This is a genomic window from Sediminibacillus dalangtanensis (assembly GCF_017792025.1).
GTDB lineage: Bacteria > Bacillota > Bacilli > Bacillales > Amphibacillaceae > Sediminibacillus > Sediminibacillus dalangtanensis.
In genome coordinates this window covers 3,922,933-3,948,880 of the sequence record NZ_CP046956.1, presented here as the reverse complement: position 1 = coordinate 3,948,880, position 25,948 = coordinate 3,922,933, and the positions used below count along the sequence as shown (strand labels likewise).

The 25,948-nt window shown below is 43.2% G+C and carries 26 protein-coding genes and 1 other annotated feature; of the genes, 23 read left to right on the top strand and 3 right to left on the bottom strand.

Annotated elements, in window-relative coordinates:
* Window positions 1-688: 688 nt before the first annotated feature.
* The 7 genes from rpmH to rsmG all read left to right on the top strand — a co-directional run bounded on the left by rpmH (window position 689) and on the right by rsmG (window position 7,663).
* Entirely contained in the window at window positions 689-823 is a 135-nt protein-coding gene (gene rpmH / locus ERJ70_RS19185) for a 50S ribosomal protein L34 (protein ID WP_019377820.1), read from the top strand.
* A gap of 310 nt (window positions 824-1,133) precedes the next feature.
* Complete coding sequence (rnpA, locus tag ERJ70_RS19180) at window positions 1,134-1,475, top strand: ribonuclease P protein component (protein WP_209366318.1); 342 nt, start codon at window positions 1,134-1,136, stop codon at window positions 1,473-1,475.
* 96 nt (window positions 1,476-1,571) lie between these two features.
* Window positions 1,572-2,354, top strand: coding sequence for a YidC family membrane integrase SpoIIIJ (spoIIIJ, locus tag ERJ70_RS19175; RefSeq protein ID WP_209366317.1), 783 nt, complete (start codon window positions 1,572-1,574; stop codon window positions 2,352-2,354).
* Window positions 2,354-2,977, top strand: a complete 624-nt coding sequence (jag, locus tag ERJ70_RS19170) for an RNA-binding cell elongation regulator Jag/EloR (RefSeq protein WP_209366316.1) — start codon at window positions 2,354-2,356, stop codon at window positions 2,975-2,977. The genes spoIIIJ and jag overlap by 1 nt, the downstream gene beginning before the upstream one ends.
* A gap of 627 nt (window positions 2,978-3,604) precedes the next feature.
* Window positions 3,605-4,981: a tRNA uridine-5-carboxymethylaminomethyl(34) synthesis GTPase MnmE gene (mnmE, locus tag ERJ70_RS19165; RefSeq protein ID WP_209366315.1), complete on the top strand. Its 1,377-nt coding sequence runs from the start codon at window positions 3,605-3,607 to the stop codon at window positions 4,979-4,981.
* Window positions 4,982-5,030: 49 nt separating this feature from the next.
* A complete protein-coding gene (mnmG, locus tag ERJ70_RS19160) occupies window positions 5,031-6,920 on the top strand; it encodes a tRNA uridine-5-carboxymethylaminomethyl(34) synthesis enzyme MnmG (RefSeq protein ID WP_209366314.1) in 1,890 nt (629 codons plus the stop codon).
* Window positions 6,921-6,946: 26 nt separating this feature from the next.
* Window positions 6,947-7,663, top strand: coding sequence for a 16S rRNA (guanine(527)-N(7))-methyltransferase RsmG (gene rsmG, locus ERJ70_RS19155; protein WP_209366313.1), 717 nt, complete (start codon window positions 6,947-6,949; stop codon window positions 7,661-7,663).
* 324 nt (window positions 7,664-7,987) lie between these two features.
* Here the strand turns inward: rsmG and ERJ70_RS19150 are convergent, their stop codons facing one another.
* The gene (locus ERJ70_RS19150; RefSeq protein ID WP_209366312.1) at window positions 7,988-8,272 is read right to left on the bottom strand and encodes a hypothetical protein; all 285 of its coding nucleotides are present in this window, start codon (window positions 8,270-8,272) and stop codon (window positions 7,988-7,990) included.
* A gap of 226 nt (window positions 8,273-8,498) precedes the next feature.
* Window positions 8,499-9,332 (bottom strand): alpha/beta fold hydrolase, encoded by an 834-nt coding sequence (locus ERJ70_RS19145; RefSeq protein ID WP_209366311.1) that lies wholly within the window; start codon window positions 9,330-9,332, stop codon window positions 8,499-8,501.
* Window positions 9,333-9,819: 487 nt separating this feature from the next.
* On the opposite strand from ERJ70_RS19145, the gene ERJ70_RS19140 reads away from it, so the two are divergent.
* The 5 genes from ERJ70_RS19140 (at window position 9,820) to ERJ70_RS19120 (ending at window position 14,673) form a co-directional block, all read left to right on the top strand.
* Entirely contained in the window at window positions 9,820-10,866 is a 1,047-nt protein-coding gene (locus ERJ70_RS19140) for an ATP-grasp domain-containing protein (RefSeq protein WP_209366310.1), read from the top strand.
* Window positions 10,867-11,172: 306 nt separating this feature from the next.
* Window positions 11,173-12,036 carry a nucleoid occlusion protein gene (gene noc, locus ERJ70_RS19135; RefSeq protein ID WP_209366309.1) on the top strand — a complete coding sequence of 288 codons (864 nt, stop codon included), beginning with the start codon at window positions 11,173-11,175 and terminating at the stop codon, window positions 12,034-12,036.
* Window positions 12,037-12,243: 207 nt separating this feature from the next.
* Window positions 12,244-13,026 (top strand): ParA family protein, encoded by a 783-nt coding sequence (locus tag ERJ70_RS19130; protein ID WP_026568912.1) that lies wholly within the window; start codon window positions 12,244-12,246, stop codon window positions 13,024-13,026.
* A complete protein-coding gene (locus ERJ70_RS19125; RefSeq protein ID WP_209366308.1) occupies window positions 12,998-13,834 on the top strand; it encodes a ParB/RepB/Spo0J family partition protein in 837 nt (278 codons plus the stop codon). Before ERJ70_RS19130 ends, ERJ70_RS19125 begins: the two co-directional genes overlap by 29 nt.
* A gap of 125 nt (window positions 13,835-13,959) precedes the next feature.
* A complete protein-coding gene (locus ERJ70_RS19120) occupies window positions 13,960-14,673 on the top strand; it encodes a DUF554 domain-containing protein (protein ID WP_209366307.1) in 714 nt (237 codons plus the stop codon).
* 133 nt (window positions 14,674-14,806) lie between these two features.
* Here the strand turns inward: ERJ70_RS19120 and yyaC are convergent, their stop codons facing one another.
* Entirely contained in the window at window positions 14,807-15,397 is a 591-nt protein-coding gene (yyaC, locus tag ERJ70_RS19115) for a spore protease YyaC (protein WP_209366306.1), read from the bottom strand.
* Window positions 15,398-15,530: 133 nt separating this feature from the next.
* Between yyaC and ERJ70_RS19110 the strand changes: the two genes are divergently transcribed.
* The 11 genes from ERJ70_RS19110 (at window position 15,531) to serA (ending at window position 25,799) form a co-directional block, all read left to right on the top strand.
* The gene (locus tag ERJ70_RS19110) at window positions 15,531-16,550 is read left to right on the top strand and encodes a YkvI family membrane protein (RefSeq protein WP_209366305.1); all 1,020 of its coding nucleotides are present in this window, start codon (window positions 15,531-15,533) and stop codon (window positions 16,548-16,550) included.
* Window positions 16,547-17,491, top strand: a complete 945-nt coding sequence (locus ERJ70_RS19105; RefSeq protein WP_245208071.1) for a mechanosensitive ion channel family protein — start codon at window positions 16,547-16,549, stop codon at window positions 17,489-17,491. Before ERJ70_RS19110 ends, ERJ70_RS19105 begins: the two co-directional genes overlap by 4 nt.
* A 3-nt stretch (window positions 17,492-17,494) precedes the next feature.
* Window positions 17,495-17,698 (top strand): DUF951 domain-containing protein, encoded by a 204-nt coding sequence (locus ERJ70_RS19100; RefSeq protein WP_209366304.1) that lies wholly within the window; start codon window positions 17,495-17,497, stop codon window positions 17,696-17,698.
* Window positions 17,699-18,436: 738 nt separating this feature from the next.
* Window positions 18,437-19,537, top strand: a complete 1,101-nt coding sequence (gene ychF, locus ERJ70_RS19095) for a redox-regulated ATPase YchF (protein ID WP_209366303.1) — start codon at window positions 18,437-18,439, stop codon at window positions 19,535-19,537.
* A 163-nt stretch (window positions 19,538-19,700) separates the two neighbouring features.
* On the top strand, window positions 19,701-19,991 hold the full coding sequence (gene rpsF, locus ERJ70_RS19090) for a 30S ribosomal protein S6 (protein WP_209366302.1): 291 nt from the start codon (window positions 19,701-19,703) through the stop codon (window positions 19,989-19,991).
* 12 nt (window positions 19,992-20,003) lie between these two features.
* Entirely contained in the window at window positions 20,004-20,474 is a 471-nt protein-coding gene (gene ssb, locus ERJ70_RS19085; protein WP_209366301.1) for a single-stranded DNA-binding protein, read from the top strand.
* A gap of 52 nt (window positions 20,475-20,526) precedes the next feature.
* Window positions 20,527-20,757, top strand: a complete 231-nt coding sequence (rpsR, locus tag ERJ70_RS19080; protein WP_026568902.1) for a 30S ribosomal protein S18 — start codon at window positions 20,527-20,529, stop codon at window positions 20,755-20,757.
* Between the two features lie 590 nt (window positions 20,758-21,347).
* The gene (locus tag ERJ70_RS19075) at window positions 21,348-21,851 is read left to right on the top strand and encodes a hypothetical protein (RefSeq protein ID WP_209366300.1); all 504 of its coding nucleotides are present in this window, start codon (window positions 21,348-21,350) and stop codon (window positions 21,849-21,851) included.
* Window positions 21,852-22,021: 170 nt separating this feature from the next.
* On the top strand, window positions 22,022-22,480 hold the full coding sequence (locus ERJ70_RS19070; protein ID WP_209366299.1) for an Hsp20/alpha crystallin family protein: 459 nt from the start codon (window positions 22,022-22,024) through the stop codon (window positions 22,478-22,480).
* A gap of 237 nt (window positions 22,481-22,717) precedes the next feature.
* Window positions 22,718-22,939 (top strand) — a binding site (T-box leader).
* A 76-nt stretch (window positions 22,940-23,015) separates the two neighbouring features.
* Window positions 23,016-24,170 carry a pyridoxal-phosphate-dependent aminotransferase family protein gene (locus tag ERJ70_RS19065; RefSeq protein ID WP_209366298.1) on the top strand — a complete coding sequence of 385 codons (1,155 nt, stop codon included), beginning with the start codon at window positions 23,016-23,018 and terminating at the stop codon, window positions 24,168-24,170.
* Window positions 24,171-24,212: 42 nt separating this feature from the next.
* Window positions 24,213-25,799, top strand: coding sequence for a phosphoglycerate dehydrogenase (gene serA / locus ERJ70_RS19060; protein ID WP_209366297.1), 1,587 nt, complete (start codon window positions 24,213-24,215; stop codon window positions 25,797-25,799).
* Window positions 25,800-25,948 lie beyond the last annotated feature (149 nt).

The window sequence follows — 25,948 nt, the reverse complement described above, 5'->3', positions numbered from 1 at the left end:
CCGCGGGCGGCTGGTGAGCTTCCTCGAGCTAAAGCTCTGCGGGATCTCGCCGAGGCCTTTCCTCCCGCAGGAGTCTTCGGGTATTTCCACAGCTAGAACAGTTTCCTGTTTATAAACGAGTGTATTAGACGTTTTTTTCTTGATTCACTTGGTATTACAAGAAATGTCTTATCAAAAGACATAGCTAGGAAAACAAAAAGAAAGTCCAAGAGAACCGAGAAAAGACGGAACCCTCAACTATTTTTATAAAGAGAACTACATGCTTCCTAAGATGTCTTGTTGGAACTCGAGGGAAAAGGTTTCTGCGCTTACGCTAATCTGCATGCTTCTTAGCGCAGGTAGCATGCGCAGACTCCAACGGGAAAAGCGCGAGCTGAAGATCCACTTGGTAAAGGGTTTTTCTTTACCAAGTTAGCTGAAGCCCTGCCCGCGGAAAGCGAAGGATGCTACCGAAGTGTTGCTTGACGCTTTTTTTGAATAAACAATGGAACTTGCCATTCCAGTTACTGCGCAGTTTATGTTAAATGTGTAGATGGTCAAACCACCAGAGGAAGGCAGGGGATCCTGGAAAAGGTTGGGAGGGCGGATTGTCTGAAACAAGTTGACAGATGAAACCTCTATTCCGTATAATGAATGGGACTGTCTTGATTAGAAGAATTTTTTTCATCCTCAGGGAGGTGTGTTATAGATGAAACGTACATTTCAACCAAATAATCGTAAACGTAAAAAAGTTCACGGCTTTCGTACACGCATGAGCACGAAAAACGGTCGTAAAGTCCTAGCTCGTCGTCGCCGTAAAGGAAGAAAAGTATTATCTGCATAGGCCACTGAGATTTTCAGTGGTCTTTTTTCCACTTTAGGCAGAAAAATTCGAATGCTTTATCTACAGTATAGACAGAAAAAAGGCTTTACCACCTGTTTCTGATGTATTTTAACTTTACATAAACATGGCCCTTTTTCTGGATAATGCTGTAGAGCACGTTTTTTCTGCCGTCATTCCGGAAACGATAGAAGGCAGGATCGGCTGCTTTTCCCTAATAAGGCGGCGGTTTTTCTTTGCCTGCAGATCACCGATTATTTCACTGATCCTCTGAAGTCTGCCCAGTGCTACCTTCAGTTGGAGGAGATTTTACATGAAAAAAGCGTACCGTTTGAAGAAAAACGAAGAATTTCAACTTGTATTTAAAAAAGGAAAATCATTTGCCAACCGGCAGCTGGTTATTTATTATCTTGCCAAACCAGGACAGGAGCATTACCGCGTTGGTTTATCCGTAAGCAAGAAAATCGGTAATGCAGTGGTTCGCAATCGGATAAAGCGCTATCTGAGGCAGGCCATTCTCGAGTTGGACGAGCAGGTGGCGGTTTCATACGATATTATTGTCATCGCCCGCAAGCCTGCGAAGGACATGGATTTTCACCAGGTTAAAAAGAGCCTGACGCATGTTTTGTCTAAGTCAAGGCTGCTTGTCAGGTAGGTTGCTCTATTTTATATAGAAGACCTGTAAGATACATGATAGAATACTATTAGATAACTAACATCGATGATGATAGAGAAGTAAGGAGGAAGTATATTGCGTAAAAAGGTCTTATTGCTAATGGCCTTGACACTAGTACTAGGCTTGCTTTCCGGGTGTACACAGGTTAACCAGGATATCACAGCAGAAAGCGATGGCTTTTGGAATAACTGGTTTGTATGGCCTTTGTCTCAGCTAATCACCTATGTAGCGAATATGTTTAATGAAAATTACGGTCTTTCGATCGTTCTAGTTACCATCTTAATCCGATTGGTTTTACTGCCGTTGAATATCAAGCAGCTGAAAAGCTCGAAAGCGATGCAGGATATTCAGCCGGAATTGCAAAAAGTACGGGAAAAATATAGTTCGAAAGATGCCAATACACAGCAGAAGCTCCAGCAGGAGACAATGGAATTGTTTCAGAAAAACGGCGTCAATCCGCTTGCAGGCTGTTTGCCGTTAATCGTGCAAATGCCGATCTTGATTGCCTTCTACCAGGCGATCATGAGAACTGCGGAAATCAAAGAGCATAGCTTTCTCTGGTTTCAGTTAGGCGAACCGGATCCTTTCTATATCCTGCCGATCGTGGCTGCCGGAGCGACCTTCCTGCAGCAAAAACTGATGATGTCAGGTACGAATACAAGTCAAAATGCGATGATGCCGCAAATGACGATGATGCTTTACATGATGCCGATCATGATTGGTGTCGTAGCTATTTTCTTCCCGTCGGCACTGGCTTTGTACTGGGTAGTCGGTAACATCTTCATGGTAGCCCAGACAGTTTTCATCAGAAAGCCGATGATGAAGGATAAGGATGCTCAAACAGGAGGAACGAAATAGTGAGACAAGTAACTGCTACTGGACAAACAGTTGAAGATGCGGTCCAATCAGCATTGAAGCAGTTAAACACCTCAAGGGACCAAGTTGACCTGAATATTATTGATGAAGGCAAAAAAGGAATCCTGGGAATTTTCGGTTCTAAACCGGCAATTGTCAAAGTATCCGTGGCACAAAACCCGATACAAAAAACGGAAGCCTATTTAAAGGAGATTATCGCAGCATTAGGGGCAACGGTGGATGTCGAAACGATTGTCACTGACAAACAAGTAACCTTCGATCTTTCCGGCGATAAAATTGCCATACTAATCGGGAAACGTGGACAAACGTTGAACGCATTGCAATATTTGGTCCAACTCGTACTAAATCGTTACGCAGAAAGACGTTATACCGTAGTAGTGGATGCAGAAGGGTATCGCGGCCGACGAAAAGAAACGCTGATCAATCTCGCTAAAAGAATGGCAGACAAAGCCGTTAACACCCATAAAGAAGTCACACTGGAACCGATGCCTTCTTATGAAAGAAAAATCATTCATACAGCATTACAGCAACATAAAAAGGTAATCACTACTTCCGCCGGCGTGGAACCTAACCGGCACGTAGTCATCAAACCATCCTATTCTTAATAAAAGTCCGGCTGTCGATTAAATGACAGTCGGACTTTTTTACTAGGTAAGAAAAAGGTTTTTACGTCTTTCTAGTGATTCCTGCGCAGACCGCCTCGAAGTCTTTTGCCAATCCATTGCTGCAGATTCAAGGTTATTAGCGGGATGGTGGTAAACCTGTGAGGGCCTTCGATTGAAATCCCGTGAGACAGTGACCCTCCATGGATTGGGGAGGTTTCTAAGCTTGTTCTCTCCGTTGATCGATGCCCCATTCTTCCCTTTTTCCATTCAACTAGTACGTTCTCCAAGAAGCATTTCCGGGTGGTAAATGGATACGATAGCAATCCAATCTATCCTTTGAATGTTTTCCTGCAAAAAATTAGTTGTTCTTCTAGGTATTATCCACAGAAAGTGTTAAAATAAGCTTTCGGCACTTGCTGTGGATAGAAAAAACAGATGCGAATAAGTTAAACTTATACACATGTGGATAACCAAAATGACAAAAACTACTTGTGGATATTTTCAAATAACCCGAATTATGATATGCTAATAAGTTAGTGACTGTATAATCAATGGTCACTACTTGTTGATGAAATTTTAATGGATACTATATATAGATACATTTTGGCATTATTGGAGGTGAAACGAATGGAAACAGATACGATTACTGCGATATCGACGCCAATCGGAGAAGGCGCCATCGCTATCGTCCGGTTGAGCGGGCCGGAAGCGATAGAGATTGCGAACCAATTGTTCGATGGAAAATCCCTCACTGACGTTGACTCCCATACCATCCATTACGGAAAAATCATCGATCCGTCTACCAAACAAGTAGCGGAAGAAGTAATGGTAACGGTTATGAAAGGACCAAAAACGTTTACCAGGGAAGATGTCGTAGAGATTAATTGCCATGGTGGTTTGGTATCGGTTAATCGCTTGCTCGAAATCGTCCTTGCCCAAGGTGCACGTCTTGCCGAGCCAGGGGAATTTACGAAACGTGCCTTTCTAAATGGGCGGATCGATTTGTCCCAGGCAGAAGCGGTGATGGACTTGATCAGAGCGAAAACCGACAGGGCGATGAACGTAGCGCTCAAACAAATGGATGGTCGTCTGTCCCAGCTGATTCAAAAATTGCGCCAAGAACTGCTGGAAACGGTCGCCCATGTAGAAGTGAATATCGATTATCCCGAATATGATGATGTGGAAGAAATGTCACATCAAATGATGATCAGCAAAACGAGAGAGGTATATCGTGAAATCGAGCGCCTGCTGGAAGTTGCCAAGCAGGGCAAAATTTTGCGTGAGGGCTTGTCGACTGCTATCATCGGCCGGCCGAACGTCGGCAAATCCTCTTTAATGAATGCGCTCGTCCACGAAAATAAAGCGATCGTTACGGAGGTCCCCGGGACGACCAGAGATGTCATCGAGGAATATGTCAATGTACGCGGTGTGCCTTTGCGTCTGGTCGATACAGCAGGAATTCGGGAGACAGAAGATATCGTCGAACGAATTGGGGTAGAAAAATCACGCCAGGTGCTGAAAGAATCTGATTTGATTCTGCTGGTACTCAACCATGGAGAGGAACTCACTCAGGAGGATCTCAATTTATTTAAGGCTGTAGAAGGTCTGGAAGTTGTCGTGATTGTCAATAAAACGGATTTGCCGCAAAAGATCAATTTAGAAAAAGTAAAAGAATTGGCGAAGGATCATTCTGTGATTACGACAGCCTTGATAGAAGAAAAAGGCATCGATGATCTGGAAAAAGCAATTTCGGAGACGTTTTTCGAGGGTGATTTAGACGCAGGTGATCTCACTTATGTATCAAATGTAAGACACATTCAGCTGCTGAAACAAGCATTACAAGCATTGTCAGATGCTATGGAAGGCATGGAAAATCAAATGCCGATAGACTTAGTCCAGATAGATGTTACGAGGACGTGGGAGATTCTTGGCGAGATAATCGGGGACACTGTCCATGACAGCTTGATCGACCAATTGTTTTCCCAATTCTGCTTAGGTAAATAATGAAAAGGATAGCTGGAACGAACAGCTTTTTATAAAGGAGAGACAGCAAATGACATATGATGCTGGACATTATGATGTAATCGTTGTAGGGGCAGGCCATGCGGGTTGTGAAGCTGCAATAGCTTCGGCGAGACGCGGAGCAAAGACGTTGATGCTTTCGATGAATCTGGACATGGTCGCTTTTATGCCCTGCAATCCTTCGGTCGGCGGTCCTGCTAAGGGCGTAGTAGTGAGGGAAGTCGATGCTTTGGGTGGTGTAATGGGTCAGGTTATTGATAAGACGTACATTCAAATGCGTATGTTGAATACTGGAAAAGGACCGGCTGTACGTGCGCTCCGTGCTCAAGCGGATAAACCGCTGTATATCCAGGAAATGAAACAGATGTTGGAAAATGAAGCAAACCTTACAATGAGACAGGGAATGGTCGAAAAAGTGATCGTCGAAGGCGGCGAATGCAAAGGGGTTATCACTGAAACCAAAGCAGCGTATTATGCGAAGTCCGTCGTGATCACGACAGGTACGTTTATGCGCGGAAGAGTGATTATCGGAGATTTATCCTATGAAAGCGGACCGAATAACCAACGTGCTTCGGTATCGTTGTCTGAGCACTTAGAAGAACTCGGGATCGAGCTGGTACGATTCAAAACCGGTACTCCTCCACGGGTGAACAGCCATTCGATCGATTACTCGAAAACGGAAATTCAGCCAGGGGATGAAAACCCGCAGAGTTTTTCATACGAAACGACGGAAGTGATTACCGATCAAATCCCATGCTGGCTCACTTATACAAATGAATTCACTCATAAAGTGATCGATGATAATTTAAGTCTGTCGGCCATGTATTCGGGAATGATCAAAGGCACAGGACCACGTTACTGTCCGTCCATTGAAGACAAAGTCGTGCGTTTCCACGATAAGCCGCGCCATCAGATTTTCCTGGAGCCGGAAGGAAGAAACACCGAAGAAGTGTACGTCCAAGGGCTTTCCACTTCCCTTCCAGAGTATGTGCAAAAAGAAATGCTGCAAACCATTCCCGGTTTGGAAAATGCGGAAATTATGCGGGCCGGTTATGCAATTGAGTATGATGCAGTCGTGCCAACTCAGTTGTGGCCGACCCTGGAACTGAAGTCCATCCCAGGATTGTTCACCGCCGGCCAAATCAATGGTACGTCTGGTTATGAGGAAGCTTCCGGCCAGGGAATTATGGCTGGTATCAATGCGGCAGCAAAAGCGCTTGATATCGAGTCCTTGATTCTCGACCGTTCACAGGCTTATATCGGTGTCATGATCGATGACTTGGTGACAAAAGGCACAAACGAGCCATACCGACTGTTGACTTCCCGGGCTGAATATCGACTGTTGCTGCGCCATGATAACGCTGATATGCGATTGACTGAAATCGGCTATAAGCTGGGAACCATCAAGCAGGAACGCTATGACCGGTTCACAGAGAAAAAGCAATTGATCGAACAGGAAAGAAAACGATTGTCCAAAGTTATCTTAAAACCGGAAGCAGAGATACAGGCAATAATCGAGGAAGCGGGCGGTACAGCCCTAAAAGAGGCGGTCAAGGCTGCTGATCTGTTGAAGCGTCCGGAAATGAAGTACGAACTGTTGGAGAAAGTCACGCCTGCAGATAAAGAACTTCCGGCTGATGTAAAAGAACAAGTCGAAATTCAAACGAAGTATCAAGGTTATATTGAAAAATCCAATCAACAAGTTGAGCGGATGAGAAAAATGGAAAACAAGAAAATACCGGAAGATATAGATTACGATGCAGTCAGCGGTATCGCGACGGAAGCCAGGGAAAAACTGAAGCGCGTCAAACCCTTGTCTGTCGGCCAGGCATCCCGGATTTCCGGAGTCAATCCAGCAGACGTTTCCATCTTGCTTGTCTATATCGAGCAAGGAAATGTTTCCCGTGTGGCAAATCAATAAAATATAGGAACAGAAAGGATTTATCGATGAATCAGGAAACCTTTCTAACAGAATTAAAAAAACATGGAATAACGTTAAGCAATCGTCAAATCGATCAGTTTGACACGTATTTTCAAACGTTAGTGGAATGGAATGAAAAAATGAATCTGACTGCTATTACTGACCGGGAAGAGGTTTATGCGAAGCACTTTTTTGATTCGATTTCCGCTGCTTTTTACCATGACTTTACTGGTCCGCTCCACGTTTGTGACGTTGGGGCAGGCGCAGGTTTTCCAAGCCTGCCGTTAAAAATATGTTTCCCGGAATTGAAAGTGACCATCGTCGACTCGTTGAAAAAGCGGATTACCTTTTTGAACCATCTGGCAGATCAACTCGATGTAAGCGATGTTGCATTTTATCATGACCGGGCGGAAACCTTCGGGAAAAACGATAAGTTTCGCGGCAAGTATGATGTCGTTACGGCCAGGGCAGTGGCCCGCATGTCGGTATTGGCAGAATTGTGCCTGCCGCTTTGCAAAACAGGCGGAACGTTCCTCGCCATGAAGGGTCCCCAATTAACTGAGGAAATGTCGGATGCGGGAACGGCCATCACGGTGCTTGGCGGGGAACCAATTGATACCCATACGTTTGCATTACCTGGTGAAAATGGTGAACGTAATATCGCTATTATCAAAAAGAAAAGAAAAACGCCGAACAAATACCCGAGAAAACCAGGGGTTCCGAACAGAACCCCTATTTCTTGAAAAAACTGTCCGCTTGCTGCGGACAGTTTTTTTGTTTATAAAGCAATGTAATAGTGCCTTTTTCTGCTTCAATGCCTGCTGCTTTTTTATTTGGACGAATGCTATCCTGTAAGCGTCTTTAGCTAAATAGTAGAATGATGAACGTGGCATATATCTAAACTAAAAGTAACAGTGAGAAATGTTGTGATCGTCTATTAAAATGAATAAAATAACGCTTATTTTGGCTCCGATAAATAAATTGGTCTTCAACTAACGCACACGTTAGTTATACATCAAGACCTACACAATAATTGCATATGATATAAATGAAGTGACAATAAGTAATTATTTCTTGCTTTTTAGTTCTAAAAGTATAGGTGCTATATTTAGTAAGATAGAAACAATTGTCAAAAACCATAATGCCCTAGCCATACCAGGTATTACATCCGATAAAGCCGCCCAATCTTCCACTTTTACCCATCGAGTTAGATAACTGTAATCTGCACAAATTGTTAATGCTGTAAATGATAATCCCATCGCCATAGCAAGCTTATAATCCTTTCCTGCTTTATACATATAAAGATTTATAAAAGTTGCTACTATAGCAATAATGCCTAATATTACCCACATACTATACCTCCATATATTTTTTATTTATGTCCAGTAATAATACTAATGTGCTTCATCTCAAATTTTTGCATTATTGTTTCTATTAGCCGTTAAGATACGTCTAATCCTATTTCACAGTAAAAGCTCATTCCTTTTGTGATTTCTTATTGAACAAATCTGCCTCTTTAACGCAAAAGGGTCTTGTTCTCCTTGTCACAGATAAGCACCCGTTAGTTGAATAACCCAACTACCATCTTTCTTTTATTTCTTTTATTACAACTTCTGGATTATCCCAATGTAACATATGAGAAACATTAGGAACTAACTTTACAGTTGCTCCTGTTTTTTGTTCTAATATGCCTGAAGTTAAATCCCTATACGCATCTTGTGACTTAGGAAGGGTTGCACGGAGTAATAAGATATTTAAGTTATTAGGGAGGTTTTCATAAATATCCTCCGTTTCATCTTTGTGCATACCTCTAATAATGTTACCAGCCGTTTTTCCCCTTGCGTGCCAATAATACCTTCCATCCTTAACAAGGGCTAAATCCTTCGCCGCAGTCATTAATAGTGGTGTTCTTATGGAGTCACCAAAGACAGCCACATCCAAAAACTTTTCCCAAGTCTCTACATACTCTTCAAAATCCTTTTCGTAATACTCAATCTCTTCTTGTATTGAAGTAGAATTTCTTCTTTTGGTCTGGTAGCCACCGTCAATTAGAATTGTCCCCAACACTTTCTCAGAATAATTAAGTATATAGAATAAAGAAACAAAACTTCCCCAAGAATGGGATAAAAAATAAAACTTTTTAATTTTTAGAATTCCGATAATATTATCCAACCATTTTGCTAATGCCGGCATTTCATAACTTTCTACACGATGAAACACGTCTGTTTTACCGTGACCAGGAGCATCTATACTAAAAATTCTATAATCATTCTTTAGTTCTTCTGCGATTTCAATAAAACTTAGGCTTGTACTTCCTAATCCGTGTAAGCAAAAAATTACAGGTTTATTTTTACTGCCCCATTCTGTTACGTGTACATTGATTTCTCCGTCATTAATTATGTACCTTTTCAATTTTTATTTATCCCCTCATATCGTTATTTGCTTCTTCAACAATACTGCCCGTTACTTGAGTAAGAGATATCCACATGAAAAATTACACATCATTGTGATCGTTATGCTACATAAACACTATATAGATTGATCCACACGAACCTTTTCAGCATAAACCTATAAAGTGAATTTCGAGTGTCTAACCGTTTGTCGCATTATCGAGCAAAAACTGTATTATCCTATTAAGCGGTAACAAATGTGAAAACTCCATCTTTAAACTACGCTAAAAGTAAGTTTGCAATCATCAATATTGCAGGAAGACTGTCCAAACATTATATAGTGTATTGTCTTCCATAATAAGGGATTCAAATTTATTTGAAAACGGTTCAAATCAAAAGTAATACAATTTGTTAACTATTTCGTTACATAGGTTTGTCCAGCGACTGATCGGGGCATATAAGAACTACTCACTGAAAGCAGAAAAATAGAGCGACTTGGAGGAGCAAATATGAATATTTTACTGACATCCGGCGCGAGAAGAATAGATTTTATCGGTTTTTTTCAAGAAGCACTAAAAGAAGCAGGGATCCTGGGGAATGTGATTGTGGCAGACCCGGATTATAACGCACCATCGCTGCAAGTAGCTGACCGTTCTTATATTATTCCACATCAGACTGATGATAAATATGCTGAAAAAATCCTGGAAATTTGTAAGGAAGATGAAATTGAAATGCTGATTCCTTTGAATGACTGGGAGGTTCCGAAATTAGCAGAGAACAAGGCTGCTTTTGATGAGCTAAGGGTAAAGTTATTTATTCCTGATTACGAGGTAGTGACAAAGGTAAGGGATAAAGGGAGTTATCAAGAATTGCTAGGCAAAATCGGCTTAAAGGCGCCGGCTACGTATTTTACCATTGAAGAGGTACAAACGTGTATTAATAACGGAGATAATGATTTTCCATTTATTGTAAAACCACGTAATGGCTCTGCTTCCATTGGGATAGAAGTCGTCAACAATATGGAAGAGTTAAAATCTGCTTATCAACTGGCAGTCCATAAAATAGAGCAGTCTCCGCTTCGTTTTGATACAGAAAAGGATCCGGAAGACAATGTCATCATTCAGGAAGTTATTGAAGGAGAAAAATACAGCCTCGACATCGTCAATGATTTGGAAGGGAAATACCTTACTTCACTGGCAAGAAAACAGCTGGCCATGCGTGGGGGAGATGTAGACCGCACGATTACCAGCCAGGAGAAGCCCTTAGTGGAAATCGGTAAAAAGATCGGCGACCACTTTAAGCATAATGGTTATTTGAACACCGATGTGTTTTATGACGGAAAGGATTATTATATTATTGACATCAACCCGCGGTTCGGCGGAGGTTATGCTTTTTCACACGCAGCGGGAGCCGATATCCCGGCAGCGTTTATAGCATTGGTAGCAGGAAAGCCGGTTGACTTTGAATGGCTGACATCGACTCCTGATGTGGAGCTTGCCCGTTATGACTTGGTTACCAGAATAAATGAAGGAAAATTGCATCAGAAGACGGATTAAATGAATTAGGAAAACCCGGGCTGGGAAACAGTCCGGGTTTTCTTATCTATCTTGTAATAAGTTCAGCAAGGGTGGAGTTACCGAAAACCAGACAATTTTTATAAAATAAACAATTCAGAACGATACTTTTCTTCTCTAATCTATGATAAAATAATAATTGGAAACTGAAATGGCTATTAATGCGCAGCAGCTTCTCACTGCAGCGCATTTTCTGTTTTCTATTTTTCTATGTTTCACGTGGAACATCGGAAATAGGAGAGATACAATATAGCCAATGACCGTTTAGTAAAGGTGGTGTGTCTGACTATGTTACACCCGTTCAGTCGTATATTTGGCTTAGGTGATAAATCAGACTCAGAAGTCCAAGAGGAATATCATCCGGATGAAGTAATCCAGATTCCTGTCAACCAAATAGAACCGAACCGCTATCAGCCGAGATCCATCTTCACTCAAGAAAAGATTGAAGAATTAGCCCAAACGATACATACCCATGGGATGATTCAACCAATTGTCGTCCGTAAACTGGACAAGGAAGAAGAAGGGTACGAGCTAATCGCGGGTGAAAGAAGATGGCGGGCGGTACAATACTTACAATGGGATAATGTTCCTGCCATCATAAGAGAAATGAACGATACAGAAACAGCCTCTGTTGCTTTAATAGAAAATTTACAAAGAGAAGAGCTGACAGTCATTGAAGAAGCGATGGCTTATCAGCGCTTATTGGAGCTGCATGGACTTACCCAGGAGGCGCTGGCGCAGCGTTTGGGAAAAAGCCAATCGACGGTAGCCAACAAAATGCGTCTGTTGAAACTGCCTGAATCTGTTCAACAGGCTTTGCTTGAAAAACATATTACCGAAAGGCATGCCCGTGCCTTAATCGTTTTAAAAGATCCAGAGAAACAGGAAAAAATCCTGGCTGAAATTCTGGAAAAGGATTTAAACGTCAAGCAAACAGAAGAGCGAATTGCCAAACTCTCTGCTGACAAGCCGAAACAAAAGAAGGCAAAACTCAAAGGCGTAAACAAAGATATGCGAATAGCGATGAATACGATTCGCCAATCGCTGACCATGGTTTCAGATACCGGCATCGATTTAGAAACTGATGAAGAGGACCATGAAAATTATTATCAAATTACGATAAAAATCCCGAAAAAGAATAACCAAGGTTAGTCCCATCTTTTTTAAAAAGATGGGTGTTTTTTAGCACTCTTTCGTTTCATGTGAAACATCGCAAAGGGCTGAACAGTTGAATCGAGAATGTAGGATGATGATTACAAAATGCTAACATTTTAAAAAACTATCTTTTTTTCGCATTCATAGAGTAAAATAAGTGATAAAATAAAAGAGTTAGAAGTTTTAGAGTAGGTAGGTGACACCATGGGAAAAGTAATCGCCATTGCTAATCAAAAGGGTGGCGTAGGAAAAACTACATCAGCAGTGAATCTTAGTGCATGTCTCGCATACTTAAACCATAAAGTCCTGCTTGTCGATATAGACCCGCAAGGAAACGCAACGAGCGGCGTAGGAATAAACAAAGCAGATATGGAGCAGTGCATCTACAATGTGCTGGTGGAAGATTTAGAAGCTGAAAAAGTATGTGTTCCTACAACCGTAGAAAATTTAGATATCATACCCGCAACCATACAACTAGCCGGCGCTGAAATAGAGCTGGTGCCGACTATATCCAGGGAAGTCAGATTGAAAAAAGCAATCGACAGTGTCAAGGATGAATATGATTATGTGATTATTGATTGCCCACCATCCCTTGGATTATTGACGATTAACTCACTGACAGCCGCAGATACAGTCCTTATTCCTGTCCAGTGTGAGTATTATGCATTGGAAGGTTTAAGTCAGCTGTTGAACACCATCAGACTTGTGCAAAAGCATTTGAATAAAGAACTGATGATTGAAGGTGTGTTACTGACAATGCTTGATGCCAGAACCAATTTGGGCATCCAGGTTATTGAAGAGGTCAAAAAGTATTTTCAGGATAAAGTTTATCAATCCATCATTCCAAGAAATATCAGGCTTGGAGAAGCGCCCAGCCATGGACAACCAATTATCATTTATGATCCAAAATCTAGAGGCGCAGATGTTTATCTAGACTTAGCAAAGGAAGTGATCGCTAATGGCGAGAGGGTTGGGGAAAGGTATTAATGCTTTTTTTCCTGAGTTGGAAACAAAGGAAGAGGAATCCGTTCAGGAAATATCAGTGAAAGAATGCAGGCCGAATCCATATCAGCCAAGGAAAACATTCCACGCAGATGCGATTGAAGAGTTAAAGGATTCTATCCTTGAGTATGGTATTCTCCAGCCGTTAATTGTAAGAAAAAGCATCAAAGGCTATGAAATTGTGGTCGGGGAAAGACGTTTCCGGGCAGCCAAAGAAGCAGGCTTAAAAACAATTCCTGTCATCATTAAAGATCTGACAGATGATAAGATGATGGAGCTTGCCCTTTTGGAAAACCTGCAGCGGGAAGATTTGTCCCCGATTGAAGAGGCCTCGGCTTATGCGAACTTAATGAAAGAATTAAATATCACGCAAGAAGAATTGGCTCGCAGGCTGGGGAAAAGCAGACCTCACATCGCGAATTTAGTCCGGCTGTTAAGCCTGCCAGATCAAATCAGCGCATTGATCAACAATGGAGAGCTGACAATGGGACATGGACGGGCCTTGCTCGGCTTAAAGGATAAGCAAAAACTGAATCCACTGGTTGATAAAATCCGCAAAGAAGGCTTAAATGTCCGACAAGTGGAACAACTGATTATCCAGTTGAACGAAAAGACACCCCAGAAGAAAAAAGAAAAACCGAAGAAAGATATATTTATTTCGGAGCGGGAAAGCCAATTGCGTGACCACTTGGGGACCGGCGTCACCATACACCGTGGCAAGCGAAAAGGGAAAATTGAAATAGAATTTTTCTCGAATGAGGATTTAGATCGAATTCTTGGCAAGTTTCAATAACTGCCACTAAGGCCTGGGCCAGTAGGATATGTATCCTAACGGCCGGGCTTATTTTTTTCCTGTTTCACGTGAAACAAAGGTAAACGAAGCAACGTAACGCAAGTGAAAAGAGTGGAGATGAACATATGGTTTTGCTTGGAACGATGGTAAACGTAATCTGTATCCTCATAGGATCACTTATTGGTTTGTTTTTTACGAAAATACCCGAAAGGTATAAAGAAACCGTCATGCATGGAATTGGCCTGGCAGTCCTATTGATTGGGCTGCAAATGGCTTTAACTTCCGAAAATATTGTCGTGGTTCTGTTGGGGCTTCTTACAGGGGCTATTGCAGGGGAAGCACTGCACCTTGAAACAAAATTGAACAATGCTGGCTACTGGATTGAAAGGAGGCTTGCTAAAAAAGGTGCAGGAAAGGCGAGCGTGGCACAGGGCTTTATCACTGCATCCTTGATATTTGTCATCGGAGCCATGTCTGTCATCGGAGCATTGGACAGTGGGATACGGGGTGACCATGGTGTTTTGATTACGAAGGCATTCATCGATGGATTTGTCGCTTTAGTATTGACTACTACGATGGGGTTGGGCGTGATCTTCTCTGTTTTGCCTGTTTTGTTCTATGAAGGAGGAATCGCGCTTTTGGCAACACAGATTGACAGTTGGTTTCCTCAAGCATTTTTCGATGGATTTATTGTTGAAATGACGGCTGTAGGGGGACTGATGATTGTTGCTATCGGTTTGAACCTGCTTAAATTGACTAAAATCCGTGTCGCTAACCTGCTGCCTGCCCTGGTGACTGTAGGCGTTGTTTACTACATATATGGATTGATTGCAGGATGAATGGACGCACGCGAGGCAGTCAAGGCAGCGATTGTGAGATTGTTTTTTAAAAATGACAGTTGAATTGCGAAGAAACCCGTCCACGGTTATGAAGGACGGGTTTCTTTGTTTTTTCCTATGTTAGGTATCGTTCTTACTTAACCCGAAAAGGCACAGCTTGTTTCTTTGTCAGTTCCAAATCTAAAAGGTGAAGCGATTCGGTTATTTTTCTTGCCATCTGCATCACAATGTTTAGCCTCGTGTTTTGTAAAACTAAAAACTCCATATAACCGCTGATATTGACTACTCCTGTCAGGTGGATATCTCCTACATCCGGCAGGGGCTTTTTCAATGCCGCTCCCGGCTTTAACGGTCCGGGGGATAGGATTACCGAGCCAATAGAGTCAATCCGTCCCAGACAGGCATCTATCGCGATAATAAAAGCTTCTGGATGCTGTTCCTCAATCATTTCCATTTTCTCTTCCAGATTCACGGCATGAATCGGATCTGATAGGGTGCCGTACACAGATAATCTTTTATTTGCTTTTTCGTTTAGCAAAGTACCCGTCAAAGGTCCCAACGAGTCTCCAGTTGATCGATCCGTGCCAATACAAACAACAACAATTTCCTTTGCATAAAACGGCAGTAATTCTGCAAGACCTTGCCGCATATTCTGGGAGAATAACACGTCTTCATAATGGAAACGTCCTTCTTTTTTGCCGGAAATTCTCTTTTTTAGATTCATAGCTGTTCCTCCAGAAACATATTGGTATTAGTATACGAATTTTTTATACTTTTATACCTCTGTAAATGCGTTACATAAAGGTCCAGTAAAAAACCTGGCAAACAATGACCGGGTGAAAAGGTGGCAGATCAGTATGTGGAAAGCAGGTTTTAAATGGATGTTTTTAATAGTAGGCACCATGATCGGAGCCGGTTATGCATCGGGACGAGAGCTTTGGCAATTTTTCGGCCATGAAAGTGGACTAGCCATCCTCTTGTTCACGATCCTTTTTTCAGTTAGTTGTTATGTTGTGTTGCAGATCAGTTATAAAAGCCAGTCGACCCATTATTTACCGGTCCTGCAAATGATCGTCGGAAAAAAACTATCTTTCTTATATGACGGCATGATCATTGTCTATTTGTTTACGACCACCGTGATCATGCTGGCAGGAAGCGGTGCTACCTGGCATGCCTTCAGTTTTCCGGACTGGTGGGGAATAACAGCAATCGTTTTGCCATTGATTGCCGTTTTTATCTGGGATATAAAAGGCGTATTATCCTTGAATAGTTTCATTCTGCCATTATTGATTACCGGTCTATTAGCAACGTTGCTCATCTTTTCTTTTCATCAGCAACTGTCCTTCATACCTGACATATCGAAACAAAGAAACTGGACAGCAGCTTTTCCATTCACCGCCCTTAATATTCTGCCGCTAATCGCTGTACTCGGAGCGATTGGCAACGAAATGAAGGGCAGGGGAGAAATATGGATCGCCAGTGTCGGCAGCGGTGTTGTACTTGGGGTGATTTCTTATGTTTATAACAACAGTCTCGTCCAAATATCCGAAGAAGTATTACTCTATGAAATACCTTTGTTCGCCATCCTTAAAAGTTACCCCTACATCATGTTCTTGTTTATTTCGGTACTCCTCTGGCTGGCAATCTTTACGACTGCCGTTTCCGGGACACTCGGTCTGGTAACCAGAGTGAGAGATAAACTGCATTATCCGCTTTGGGTGCTCGCCACCATTCTTGTCCTTCTTATGGTGCCGCTGACCAGAATAGGCTTCTCAACCTTGATAGAATACTTATACCCACTATATGGCGTTCTCAATCTCTACGTATTGTCGTGTATTATTGTCTATCCAATTGTTAATAGGTACAAAATCGAATGAAAAATGGTAAAATGATTACTACCATCAATTTTGGAGGACAAAAAGTGGAAGAAATACAACAAGAGTGGGCTGAATGGGTGAAAAGGCTGTTGGGGCCGGAATTTTGGATGCAAGTGGGTTATGTGATCCTGCAAATCATCATGATTCTCATTATCTCTGCACTCATCATCCGGATTGGAACCTCTTTGATCAACCGGATTTTCCGAAAAAGGGAGCGCGGACCGTTCCGAATCAGCGAGCGAAGAGAAAACACCTTGAAAAAGCTGGTGCAAAATACGTTGACTTATGTTGTTTATTTCACAGCCTTCATCATGATTCTGGACGCGATGACCATTCCAATCGGGGCACTGTTGGCCGGTGCAGGAGTCGCCGGATTGGCAATCGGGTTTGGAACGCAAAACTTGGTTCGTGACGTGATTACCGGATTTTTTATCATATTCGAGGACCAGTTTTCAGTCGGCGATTATATACAAACCGCTGGGATAGAAGGGACAGTTGAAGAAATCGGCTTAAGAACGACAAAAATTTTAAGCTGGACAGGAGAATTGCATATTGTTCCTAATGGAAGCGTCGACCAAGTGACCAACTATTCTATCCATAACAGTATCGCCGTCGTGGATGTGAATATCCCTTACGAAGCAGACATTCCGACTGCGGAAAGAATCATAGAACAGCTGCTTCCGGAACTTCCGAAACAGTATCCGGAAATGGTTACGGTGCCGGAGTTGTTAGGAGTACAGACAATGGAAACCTCCCATGTCGTGATAAGGGTGATTGCGGAAGTGGTACCAATGGAACACTGGATGATTGCAAGAGTGATGAGAAGAGAAATCAAAGGGAGACTGGAACGACACGGAATCGACATTCCATTGCCGCGGATGGTTATGTACAGCCGGGACCAGGAATCGTCCAATCAAAATCAAGGAGAAAGAGGGGAGTAAACGATGCAGGAAAAAGATTATCAATTACATGACGTTGTACAAATGAAAAAGCCCCATCCTTGTGGGGAAAACCGCTGGAAAATCATCAGAATGGGTATGGATATCCGGATTAAGTGCGAAGGCTGTGGCCACAGCGTAATGATTCCCCGAAAGAAGTTCAATAGCAAAATGAAAAAGGTACTGGAAAGACAGGAAGAAATAGAATAATTTGTTTCACGTGAAACAAATCAAAAATTGACATTATAAACGATGGTCGTTGTTTGTATAAAAATATAAACAGCGAACTAACTCTGTCGCTGCTTCCTCCTATTCTTTTCAGAATGAGTGCTAATCCAGCGCTGCGGAAAAACACTCGCTTTCCGTGGGGAACGCTTCAGTATCCTTACTGGAAAAACACCAGCTGCGGGGTCTTCAGACTGTTCCTTTCCCACTGGAGTCTCGCATTTTTCCGCAGCTTGGTATCAATATTTTCTTGATAGAAGAAGAGATATGCTTACCATTTTCTGAGGATGTTTTTTGACAGAGATGGAACACATAAAATCCTAAGGAAGGTAAAAAGCACCTATCTTTGACGGCTGGCACTGCGTTTTCCAGCCAAGTTCTCATAGCCGCCCGCGGAAAGCGCAGGGTATTTCCGCAGCACCGTACTCCAACTCAACAAAGGTAGGAGGTTAGGGCGACTTATTTCAAACTAGTTCGCAGTTTCTATCAACTGTCCAGTTATAGAGTGATAACGTGTAAAAGAGCTTCCAAAAAGCATGATTTCTGAAAATACTTATCTGCACGATGACAAAACTGAATATCACGTACCTAAGTTGGAAAAACAAGGGGAGATATTTCCCTTGTTTTGTCATTTTGATAACTTGTCATTTCGGTCAAGTCTATCTATAATTGGTATGACTGAAACGTTCATATGAGCGGTATCCTTAAGGAGTGGAAGTTTTTATGGCATTGACAGCAGGAATTGTCGGTTTGCCCAATGTAGGAAAGTCTACGTTGTTTAATGCAATTACGCAGGCAGGGGCAGAATCGGCAAATTACCCATTTTGCACAATAGATCCAAACGTAGGTATAGTAGAAGTCCCCGATTATCGGTTGACGAAACTGACAGAGTTAGTGAAGCCGAAAAAGACGATACCGACGGCTTTTGAATTCACCGATATTGCCGGCATCGTTAAAGGGGCAAGTAAAGGGGAAGGACTTGGAAACCAATTCTTGTCGCACATTCGGCAGGTGGACGCCATTTGTCATGTGGTACGCTGCTTCCAAGACGAAAACATCACCCATGTTTCTGGAACGGTAGATCCGATTTCGGATATCGAAACGATCAATCTGGAACTGATTCTTGCAGATTTGGAGACGGTGACAAAGCGTTTGCAGCGTGTCGAAAAAATGGCAAGACAAAAAGACAAGGAAGCAGTTGCCGAGTTTGACGTATTAAGCAAGCTGAAAGATGCACTGGAGGAAGAAAAGCCAGCGCGTGCAGTGGAGTTTTCCGACGAACAGCAAAAACTGGTGAAAGGGCTGCATCTGTTGACCAGTAAGCCGATTCTTTATGTAGCAAATGTCGGAGAAGATGAACTGCTGGATGCTGACGATAATGAAAACGTGAAACTCGTCCGCGAATTTGCAGCTACTGAAAATGCGGAAGTCATTGTCATCAGCGCAAAAGTAGAATCTGAAATTGCCGAGCTGGAAGGCGAGGAAAAGGAAATGTTCCTTGAAGAGCTGGGCATTGAAGAATCCGGTTTGGATCAACTGATCAAGGCCACTTATAATCTGCTTGGACTGGCTACTTATTTCACAGCAGGTGAGCAGGAAGTCCGTGCCTGGACCTTCACAGAAGGAATCAAAGCACCACAGGCAGCAGGAATCATCCATACCGACTTTGAAAGAGGGTTTATCAGGGCTGAAACTGTTTCGTATGATGACTTAATGGAAGCTGGTTCCATGAATGGAGCAAAAGAAAAAGGGAAGGTTCGATTGGAAGGTAAAGACTATTTGGTGAAGGACGGAGATATCATCCATTTCCGTTTCAATGTGTAAGCAGGGGAATTCGTCTTTCTTTGGGATGTAGTGCAAGCCTGTAGTAGGGTACTTGCACAATGCTAAGGACTTTGGTATAATTCAACATTGTGAGTAATTAATGATTACTCCTTGCTCCTTTGCAACAAAAGGGGCCGTTAAGTCCAAAAGGAGGTGCAAACGGATGAGAAATTATGAAATCATGTACATCGTCCGCCCAGATATCGAAGAGGAAGCGCAAACAGCTTTGATCGAGCGTTTCAACAAAATTCTTACTGATAACGGTGCGGAAATCGATAAAGTTGATGAAAAAGGCAAGAAACGCCTTGCTTATGAAATCAACAATTATCGCGATGGATACTACGTGCTAATCAACTTTAAAGGCGATGAAACCGCCATTAATGAATTCGACCGTCAAGCGAAATACTCTGATGACATTATTCGTCATATTGCAGTTCGCGAAGACGACCAATAAGGAGTGGTTCTGATGTTAAATCGTGTCGTACTTGTCGGCAGGTTGACGAAGGATCCGGACTTACGCTATACACCAAATGGAGTAGCAGTGGCTAATTTCACATTAGCTGTCAATCGACCTTTTTCTAACCAGCAAGGAAACAGGGAAGCTGATTTTATCAACTGTGTAGTATGGAGACGTGCCGCTGAGAACCTCGCCAACTTTATGAGTAAAGGAAGCTTGGTCGGTGTAGACGGACGTGTACAAACACGCAATTTTGAAGGTCAGGATGGAAAAAGGGTATTCGTCACCGAAGTAGTGGCCGATACTGTACAATTCCTGGAAACAAAAGGATCTTCCCAAGGTGGAGGACAAGGCTCACCAGGATATCAACAGAATCAGAACCAATCGAACAACAACGATTTTTCCAGACAAAATGAAGAGGACCCATTCAGCAATAATGGGGAACCAATCGATATATCAGATGATGATTTACCATTCTAATGAGCTTGAAAGTGCGATACTTTTCATCTCAAGATAAAAGGAGGTAATACCTATGGCAGCTCGTCGTGGTCGTGCAAAGCGTCGTAAGGTGTGTTACTTCACAGCTAACGGCATTACACACATTGACTATAAAGATGTTGATTTGCTAAGACGTTTCGTTTCTGAGCGTGGAAAAATTCTTCCTCGTCGTGTAACAGGAACTTCTGCAAAATATCAACGTAAATTGACTAAAGCTATCAAGCGTGCTCGTCAAATGGCTCTATTGCCATACGTGACGGAGTAATGCGAAAGAGTCCTATGGAGGAATCCATAGGGCTTTTTTTGCTTTATAGGAAATGATAACTTTAATTGACTGTGGATAATTATTGTCTGAAACAGCCACGTTCAGCTCCAGCCGCCTACCCCCTCGAGGTCTTAAGCCCCCTCTGTGTGGCAAAAAGCGCCACGCCGAGGGTGGGCTTAAGCTTGTCGGAGGCCCACACGATGTGGGTATGCAGGCGTTGCCACAAGACGTGGCGGCTCTAGCCTGTACTCCTTTAAACAGGCGCTTGCGCTTTTGTCCTTGCATGAAAAATCCGAAAGTTAATTTTATGTTATTCTTTAAATATATTAGATAGGAGGGAAAGACAGAAAAAGTTTTTTTCTGAGTCCCTTACTAGTTAATCTCCACGAAAAGCCCTAATGAAGTATTAAAATCGTGAAAACATGTACTCCCACCGCACCCTCGAATCATCTTGATAAATCAGAAAAGGCGAATGAAACATAACGACTCTGAAACCTGTTCAGCTCTTGTCGCTAACAACATGCTCGCTTTATATAAGAACATAATAGGAGGTGATTTTTATTCGGAAATCAATGGTATTCATACTCCTTATGGTTAGCATGCTCAGCGCTTGTGATTCTGATTCTCCAGGTACGTTTGCTTATTCGGTGACAAAAGAAAAACAAGGGATAGAAGTAACACTTGATCGTGTCGAAGAATTTCAAGGACAGAAATATGAACTGACCACTTTCTATTATGAAATCAGCAACCATACAGACGAAGATGTGATCATTGAGACAGATATACAAGAGAATGAGGATGCTTCAAATTCGACCTATTTGGAAGACGGAGAAGGAAATGTATATCCGATAAGCGGCTATGAAGGACCGAAGACGGTGGATGATACAGAGGACGGGGAAGTACAGAAGAATCCTAAAGATCCTGGCTTTATTAAGATACCAGCAGATACAAATGCACTAAAAGCGGGAATCCATTTCAATGAAATATACCTGGACTCCTTTAAAACACAACTGGCGATTACTTTGGAAGACGGTGATGTCCTCACCTTTTTATTCAGTGGAAACCTTGATGAAGAGCACTTGGTGGATGAATAATCCTTGAGCAAGAATGCGATAGGATGGATTCTCCTTCAGAGTTCGGCAGCAAAAATAATCCGTTAGGAAGTTTGCAAAGGCTGTTATACCCGTGACATTCGTCCATACCAACACGAGCCCTTTTCCATATCCTATCCATAAAGAAACCAGTATTGGAAGGGGGAGTTGGTATGGAGGAAGAAAATCGACGGCAGCCAAAGAAAAACAGTCCGCTCAGCCAAATGGAAGAGTATTTCAAAAATGCTCCCTATAATGGATTGTTAAGCTCCATCGATTCGCTTTTCCAACAGCCGATGTTCAAAAAAACGTCAATCGCGGTGGATCTTTATGAAACCCCGAATGAATGGGTGGTAGAGGCGGAAATCCCGGGAGTCAGCAAGGAAAATATCAAAATCGAACCGATGGGGGACCGTTTGAAGATAGCGGTGATCGATGACCGGAAGACAGAAGAAACGAACGATGTCCACAATTATTACCGCAGGGAGCGGATGATTGAAGGCGTCGAACGGATTGTTCAGCTGCCGTACACAATCAAGAAAAATAGAACAAAGGCTGCTTACCGAAATGGCGTGCTCACCATCAGAGGACCAAAAGAGGCCAAGACGAGCAACCAAATCGACATTGACTAGGCAGGATGGAAGCACTTCAAGTTGTATAATTCGATTTGAAGTGCTTTTTTGAAAAAGCAACATGGTTATTTATGCAACTTTTTTGTAAGAAAATCTTTCAGGAAAGCGTTCAACAATAACAGGGGGTAAAGCGTTTACAATAAAAGCTTGGAATATAGGTGCCGTAAAACTAAATTGACGAAATATATTGACAATAACGACAAATTTGCTATGATAAATAAAAATTCAAGTTGTTACATAAATATGGTGATGAAGACAAGTTCGGTAATCGGCAGACTTCAGAGAGCTGGTGGTTGGTGGGAACCAGTGCTGCTGTTATGGAATAGCACTTCGGAATAGGCAAGCTGAATCTCAGTAGGGTTGCCCGCTTCATGCCCGTTACGCATGGCGCCAATGAAGACTGTTGGAAGACAGTGAAAAAGGGTGGTACCGCGTGAGTGATAACTTTTCGCCCCTTACCAAAATCGTAGGGGGCGGGAAGTTTTTTTAATGGGAAAATTTCCTGCTAACGAGAAGAAAAGAGAGGAGACGTAGCATGTTACCAGATCAGCATTTATTGAGAATCCCCGGTCCGAGTCCCATACCGCCGAGTGTAGAGAGGGCGATGGCCCAGCCGATGATTGGACATCGGGGACAGGAAACCAAGGAATTGCTCGCGACAATCCGCCCAAGGCTGAAGCCGGTGTTTGGAACGGAACAGGACGTCATGGTCATTACCGGCAGCGGCACGTCGGGCTTGGAAACTGCTGTAGTGAACACCGTCGAACCGGGAGATGAAGTCTTGGTAGTGGTCACCGGTGCTTTTGGAGACCGGTTTGCTAAAATTTGTGAAGCCTATCAAATGAGAACCCATCGCATGGAGGTTGAGTGGGGGAGCGCGGCCAATCCTGAGGACGTGAAACAGTTTCTCGAAACTCATTCTGGAATAAAAGCGGTGTTTGCTACTTATTGTGAGACATCCACCGGTGTACTCAACCCGATAAGGGACATAGCCAGGGCGGTTCATACTTCGTCTGATGCACTCGTGATTGTCGATGGCGTTTCCTGTGTCGGGGGAGTGCAAACCAGGATGGATGACTGGGGAATCGATGTATTGGTCACCGGTTCCCAGAAAGCTATGATGCTGCCGGCAGGATTGACTTTCATTGCGGCTAGTGAACGAGCCTGGCAGGTAATCGAATCCAACAAACAGCCGCGCTTTTACCTCGATTTGCGCAAATACCGGGATAATCTGGAGAAAAATGCGACTCCGTTTACCCCTGGACTTTCGCTTTTATTTGGGTTGGATCAGGTACTGAACCTTTTCGAAGAGGAAGGGTTGGAAAATGTCTATGCCAGACACCGACTGATGATGAAAATGACCAGGGAAGCGTTTCGGGCATTGGACATTCCGTTGTTGACAAGCGATGAAGCAGCTTCGCCGACCGTGACAGCTGTAAAACCGGGGGATTTTGCGGCCGAGGATTTGCGGAAAGCTGTAAAACAGAGCTTCAATCTTTCGGTGGCAGGTGGACAGCAGCATCTGCAAGGAAAGATTTTCCGAATCGGCCATATGGGCTACTGCTCCCCGGCTGATGTGCTTCAAATCGTCAGCGCGATGGAAATTGGTCTGCAGCAGATCGGCAAAGATATCGAATTAGGTGCGGGGACAAAGGCGGCACAACAGGTGTACTTGGAGGAACGCAAGTAGTGTTACGAATGGATGCAGCAAAAAAGAACAGGGGGTTCAAGGATGGCATTTCATGTTTTAATCAGTGATCCATTAAGTGAAGAAGGTATCAAGCCATTGAGAGAGGCAGAAAACGTCGAGGTGACCGTCGACACCGACCTTTCCGCCGAGACGTTGGCTGACAAAATCGGTGGATACGATGCCCTTTTGGTCAGAAGCCAGACACAGGTGACAAGGGAAATTATCACAAAAGCGGAAAACCTGAAAATAATCGGCCGGGCCGGCGTCGGAGTCGACAATATCGATTTGGATGCTGCAACGGAACACGGCATTATCGTGGTCAATGCGCCCGATGGCAACACCAACTCGGCAGCGGAACATACCATCGCGATGTTGATGGCATTGGCCCGCAATATTCCGCAGGCGTATTTTTCGTTAAAACAGAAGCAGTGGGACCGCAAAAAGTATGTAGGCGTCGAACTGAAAAACAAAACACTCGGTATCGTCGGGCTTGGAAGAATCGGAGCGGAGGTAGCGGCTCGAGCGAAAGGCCAGCGGATGAATATCATGGCTTATGACCCGTTTCTGACAGAGGAAAAGGCTGAAAAAATGGGCATCGGATATGGAACGCTACCTGAAGTGCTGCAAGCGGCCGATTTTATTACCGTTCATACTCCGCTGCTCAAGGAAACAAGGCACTTGATCAATCGGGAAGCATTCCAGAAAATGAAAACCGGTGTGCAAATCATCAATTGCGCGCGGGGCGGCATCATCGACGAGGAAGCTTTATATGAAGCAATCAAGGAAGGAAAAGTAGCAGGGGCTGCGTTGGATGTTTTTGAAGAGGAGCCGGCCACCGACCACAAGCTGCTAGAGCTTCCGCAAGTCATTGCTACTCCCCATCTTGGTGCCAGCACCGTGGAAGCGCAGGAGAACGTGGCAATCGACGTCAGTCACGACGTTGTCCAATTTCTGAATGGAGGTTTGGCCAGGAATCCGGTCAATTTGCCATCGGTGCCAAAAGAGATCATGAATAAAATCGCTCCGTACTTTCAACTGTCGGAAAAGCTCGGTGCATTTTTAACCGATTTGACACAGGAAGTGACGGAAGAAGTGCATATCTATTATTCTGGCGATTTGACCGAAGTCGAAGTGGCACCGTTGACGAGAAATACGGTGAAAGGGTTATTGAAACGACACTTGGGCGACCATGTCAATGATGTCAACGCAACATACTTTGCGGAGCGCAAGGGAATTGCTGTAAATGAACATAAAACGTCCTCGACAAAAGGATTTACCAATCTGTTAACGGTCGAAGTGAAGACCAAGTCGGGAACCCGCCAAGTGTCCGGGACATTGCTGAACGGTCTTGGTGCCAGGATAGTTAAGGTCGACAATTACAGCGTCGATGTCATCCCGCAAGGACACATGGTCGTCATCCATCATAAAGACCAGCCAGGCGCAATCGGAAGAGTCGGCAGCCTGTTGGCAGAGCAGAATATCAATATCGCTACCATGCAGGTGGGGAGGTCCAATGTCGGCGGGGATGCCATCATGATGCTTACCATTGACAAACACTTGGATACAGAAGGATTGAATCAGTTAACGAGGCTTACCGATATCTATGATGTAACAGCCATCGATTTATAATAAGAAAGGAGCAGCTCAGATAGAATGGGCTGCTCCTTTTATTAAAAAAATATTTAGAGAAAATTAGCAAACAACATGAAATTGAATAATTGGCTAATAATAGGAGGCAGATAACTTGATATTCACTTGATTTTGTTTAAATATGGGAA

What these genes read in the sequence shown, in the direction of transcription:
- noc (WP_209366309.1), top strand. Translation starts at nt 11,173, where the DNA reads ATGTTACACCCGTTCAGTCGTATATTTGGCTTAGGTGATAAATCAGAC.
- ychF (WP_209366303.1), top strand. Translation starts at nt 18,437, where the DNA reads ATGGCATTGACAGCAGGAATTGTCGGTTTGCCCAATGTAGGAAAGTCT.
- ERJ70_RS19065 (WP_209366298.1), top strand. Translation starts at nt 23,016, where the DNA reads ATGTTACCAGATCAGCATTTATTGAGAATCCCCGGTCCGAGTCCCATA.
- rpsR (WP_026568902.1), top strand. Translation starts at nt 20,527, where the DNA reads ATGGCAGCTCGTCGTGGTCGTGCAAAGCGTCGTAAGGTGTGTTACTTC.
- mnmE (WP_209366315.1), top strand. Translation starts at nt 3,605, where the DNA reads ATGGAAACAGATACGATTACTGCGATATCGACGCCAATCGGAGAAGGC.
- yyaC (WP_209366306.1), bottom strand. Translation starts at nt 15,397, where the DNA reads ATGAATCTAAAAAAGAGAATTTCCGGCAAAAAAGAAGGACGTTTCCAT.
- ERJ70_RS19075 (WP_209366300.1), top strand. Translation starts at nt 21,348, where the DNA reads ATGGTTAGCATGCTCAGCGCTTGTGATTCTGATTCTCCAGGTACGTTT.
- ERJ70_RS19130 (WP_026568912.1), top strand. Translation starts at nt 12,244, where the DNA reads ATGGGAAAAGTAATCGCCATTGCTAATCAAAAGGGTGGCGTAGGAAAA.
- ERJ70_RS19100 (WP_209366304.1), top strand. Translation starts at nt 17,495, where the DNA reads ATGCAGGAAAAAGATTATCAATTACATGACGTTGTACAAATGAAAAAG.
- ERJ70_RS19110 (WP_209366305.1), top strand. Translation starts at nt 15,531, where the DNA reads ATGTGGAAAGCAGGTTTTAAATGGATGTTTTTAATAGTAGGCACCATG.
- ERJ70_RS19105 (WP_245208071.1), top strand. Translation starts at nt 16,547, where the DNA reads ATGAAAAATGGTAAAATGATTACTACCATCAATTTTGGAGGACAAAAA.
- ERJ70_RS19150 (WP_209366312.1), bottom strand. Translation starts at nt 8,272, where the DNA reads ATGTGGGTAATATTAGGCATTATTGCTATAGTAGCAACTTTTATAAAT.
- ERJ70_RS19140 (WP_209366310.1), top strand. Translation starts at nt 9,820, where the DNA reads ATGAATATTTTACTGACATCCGGCGCGAGAAGAATAGATTTTATCGGT.
- ERJ70_RS19070 (WP_209366299.1), top strand. Translation starts at nt 22,022, where the DNA reads ATGGAGGAAGAAAATCGACGGCAGCCAAAGAAAAACAGTCCGCTCAGC.
- rsmG (WP_209366313.1), top strand. Translation starts at nt 6,947, where the DNA reads ATGAATCAGGAAACCTTTCTAACAGAATTAAAAAAACATGGAATAACG.
- ERJ70_RS19125 (WP_209366308.1), top strand. Translation starts at nt 12,998, where the DNA reads ATGGCGAGAGGGTTGGGGAAAGGTATTAATGCTTTTTTTCCTGAGTTG.
- rnpA (WP_209366318.1), top strand. Translation starts at nt 1,134, where the DNA reads ATGAAAAAAGCGTACCGTTTGAAGAAAAACGAAGAATTTCAACTTGTA.
- serA (WP_209366297.1), top strand. Translation starts at nt 24,213, where the DNA reads ATGGCATTTCATGTTTTAATCAGTGATCCATTAAGTGAAGAAGGTATC.
- rpsF (WP_209366302.1), top strand. Translation starts at nt 19,701, where the DNA reads ATGAGAAATTATGAAATCATGTACATCGTCCGCCCAGATATCGAAGAG.
- ERJ70_RS19120 (WP_209366307.1), top strand. Translation starts at nt 13,960, where the DNA reads ATGGTTTTGCTTGGAACGATGGTAAACGTAATCTGTATCCTCATAGGA.
- mnmG (WP_209366314.1), top strand. Translation starts at nt 5,031, where the DNA reads ATGACATATGATGCTGGACATTATGATGTAATCGTTGTAGGGGCAGGC.
- ssb (WP_209366301.1), top strand. Translation starts at nt 20,004, where the DNA reads ATGTTAAATCGTGTCGTACTTGTCGGCAGGTTGACGAAGGATCCGGAC.
- rpmH (WP_019377820.1), top strand. Translation starts at nt 689, where the DNA reads ATGAAACGTACATTTCAACCAAATAATCGTAAACGTAAAAAAGTTCAC.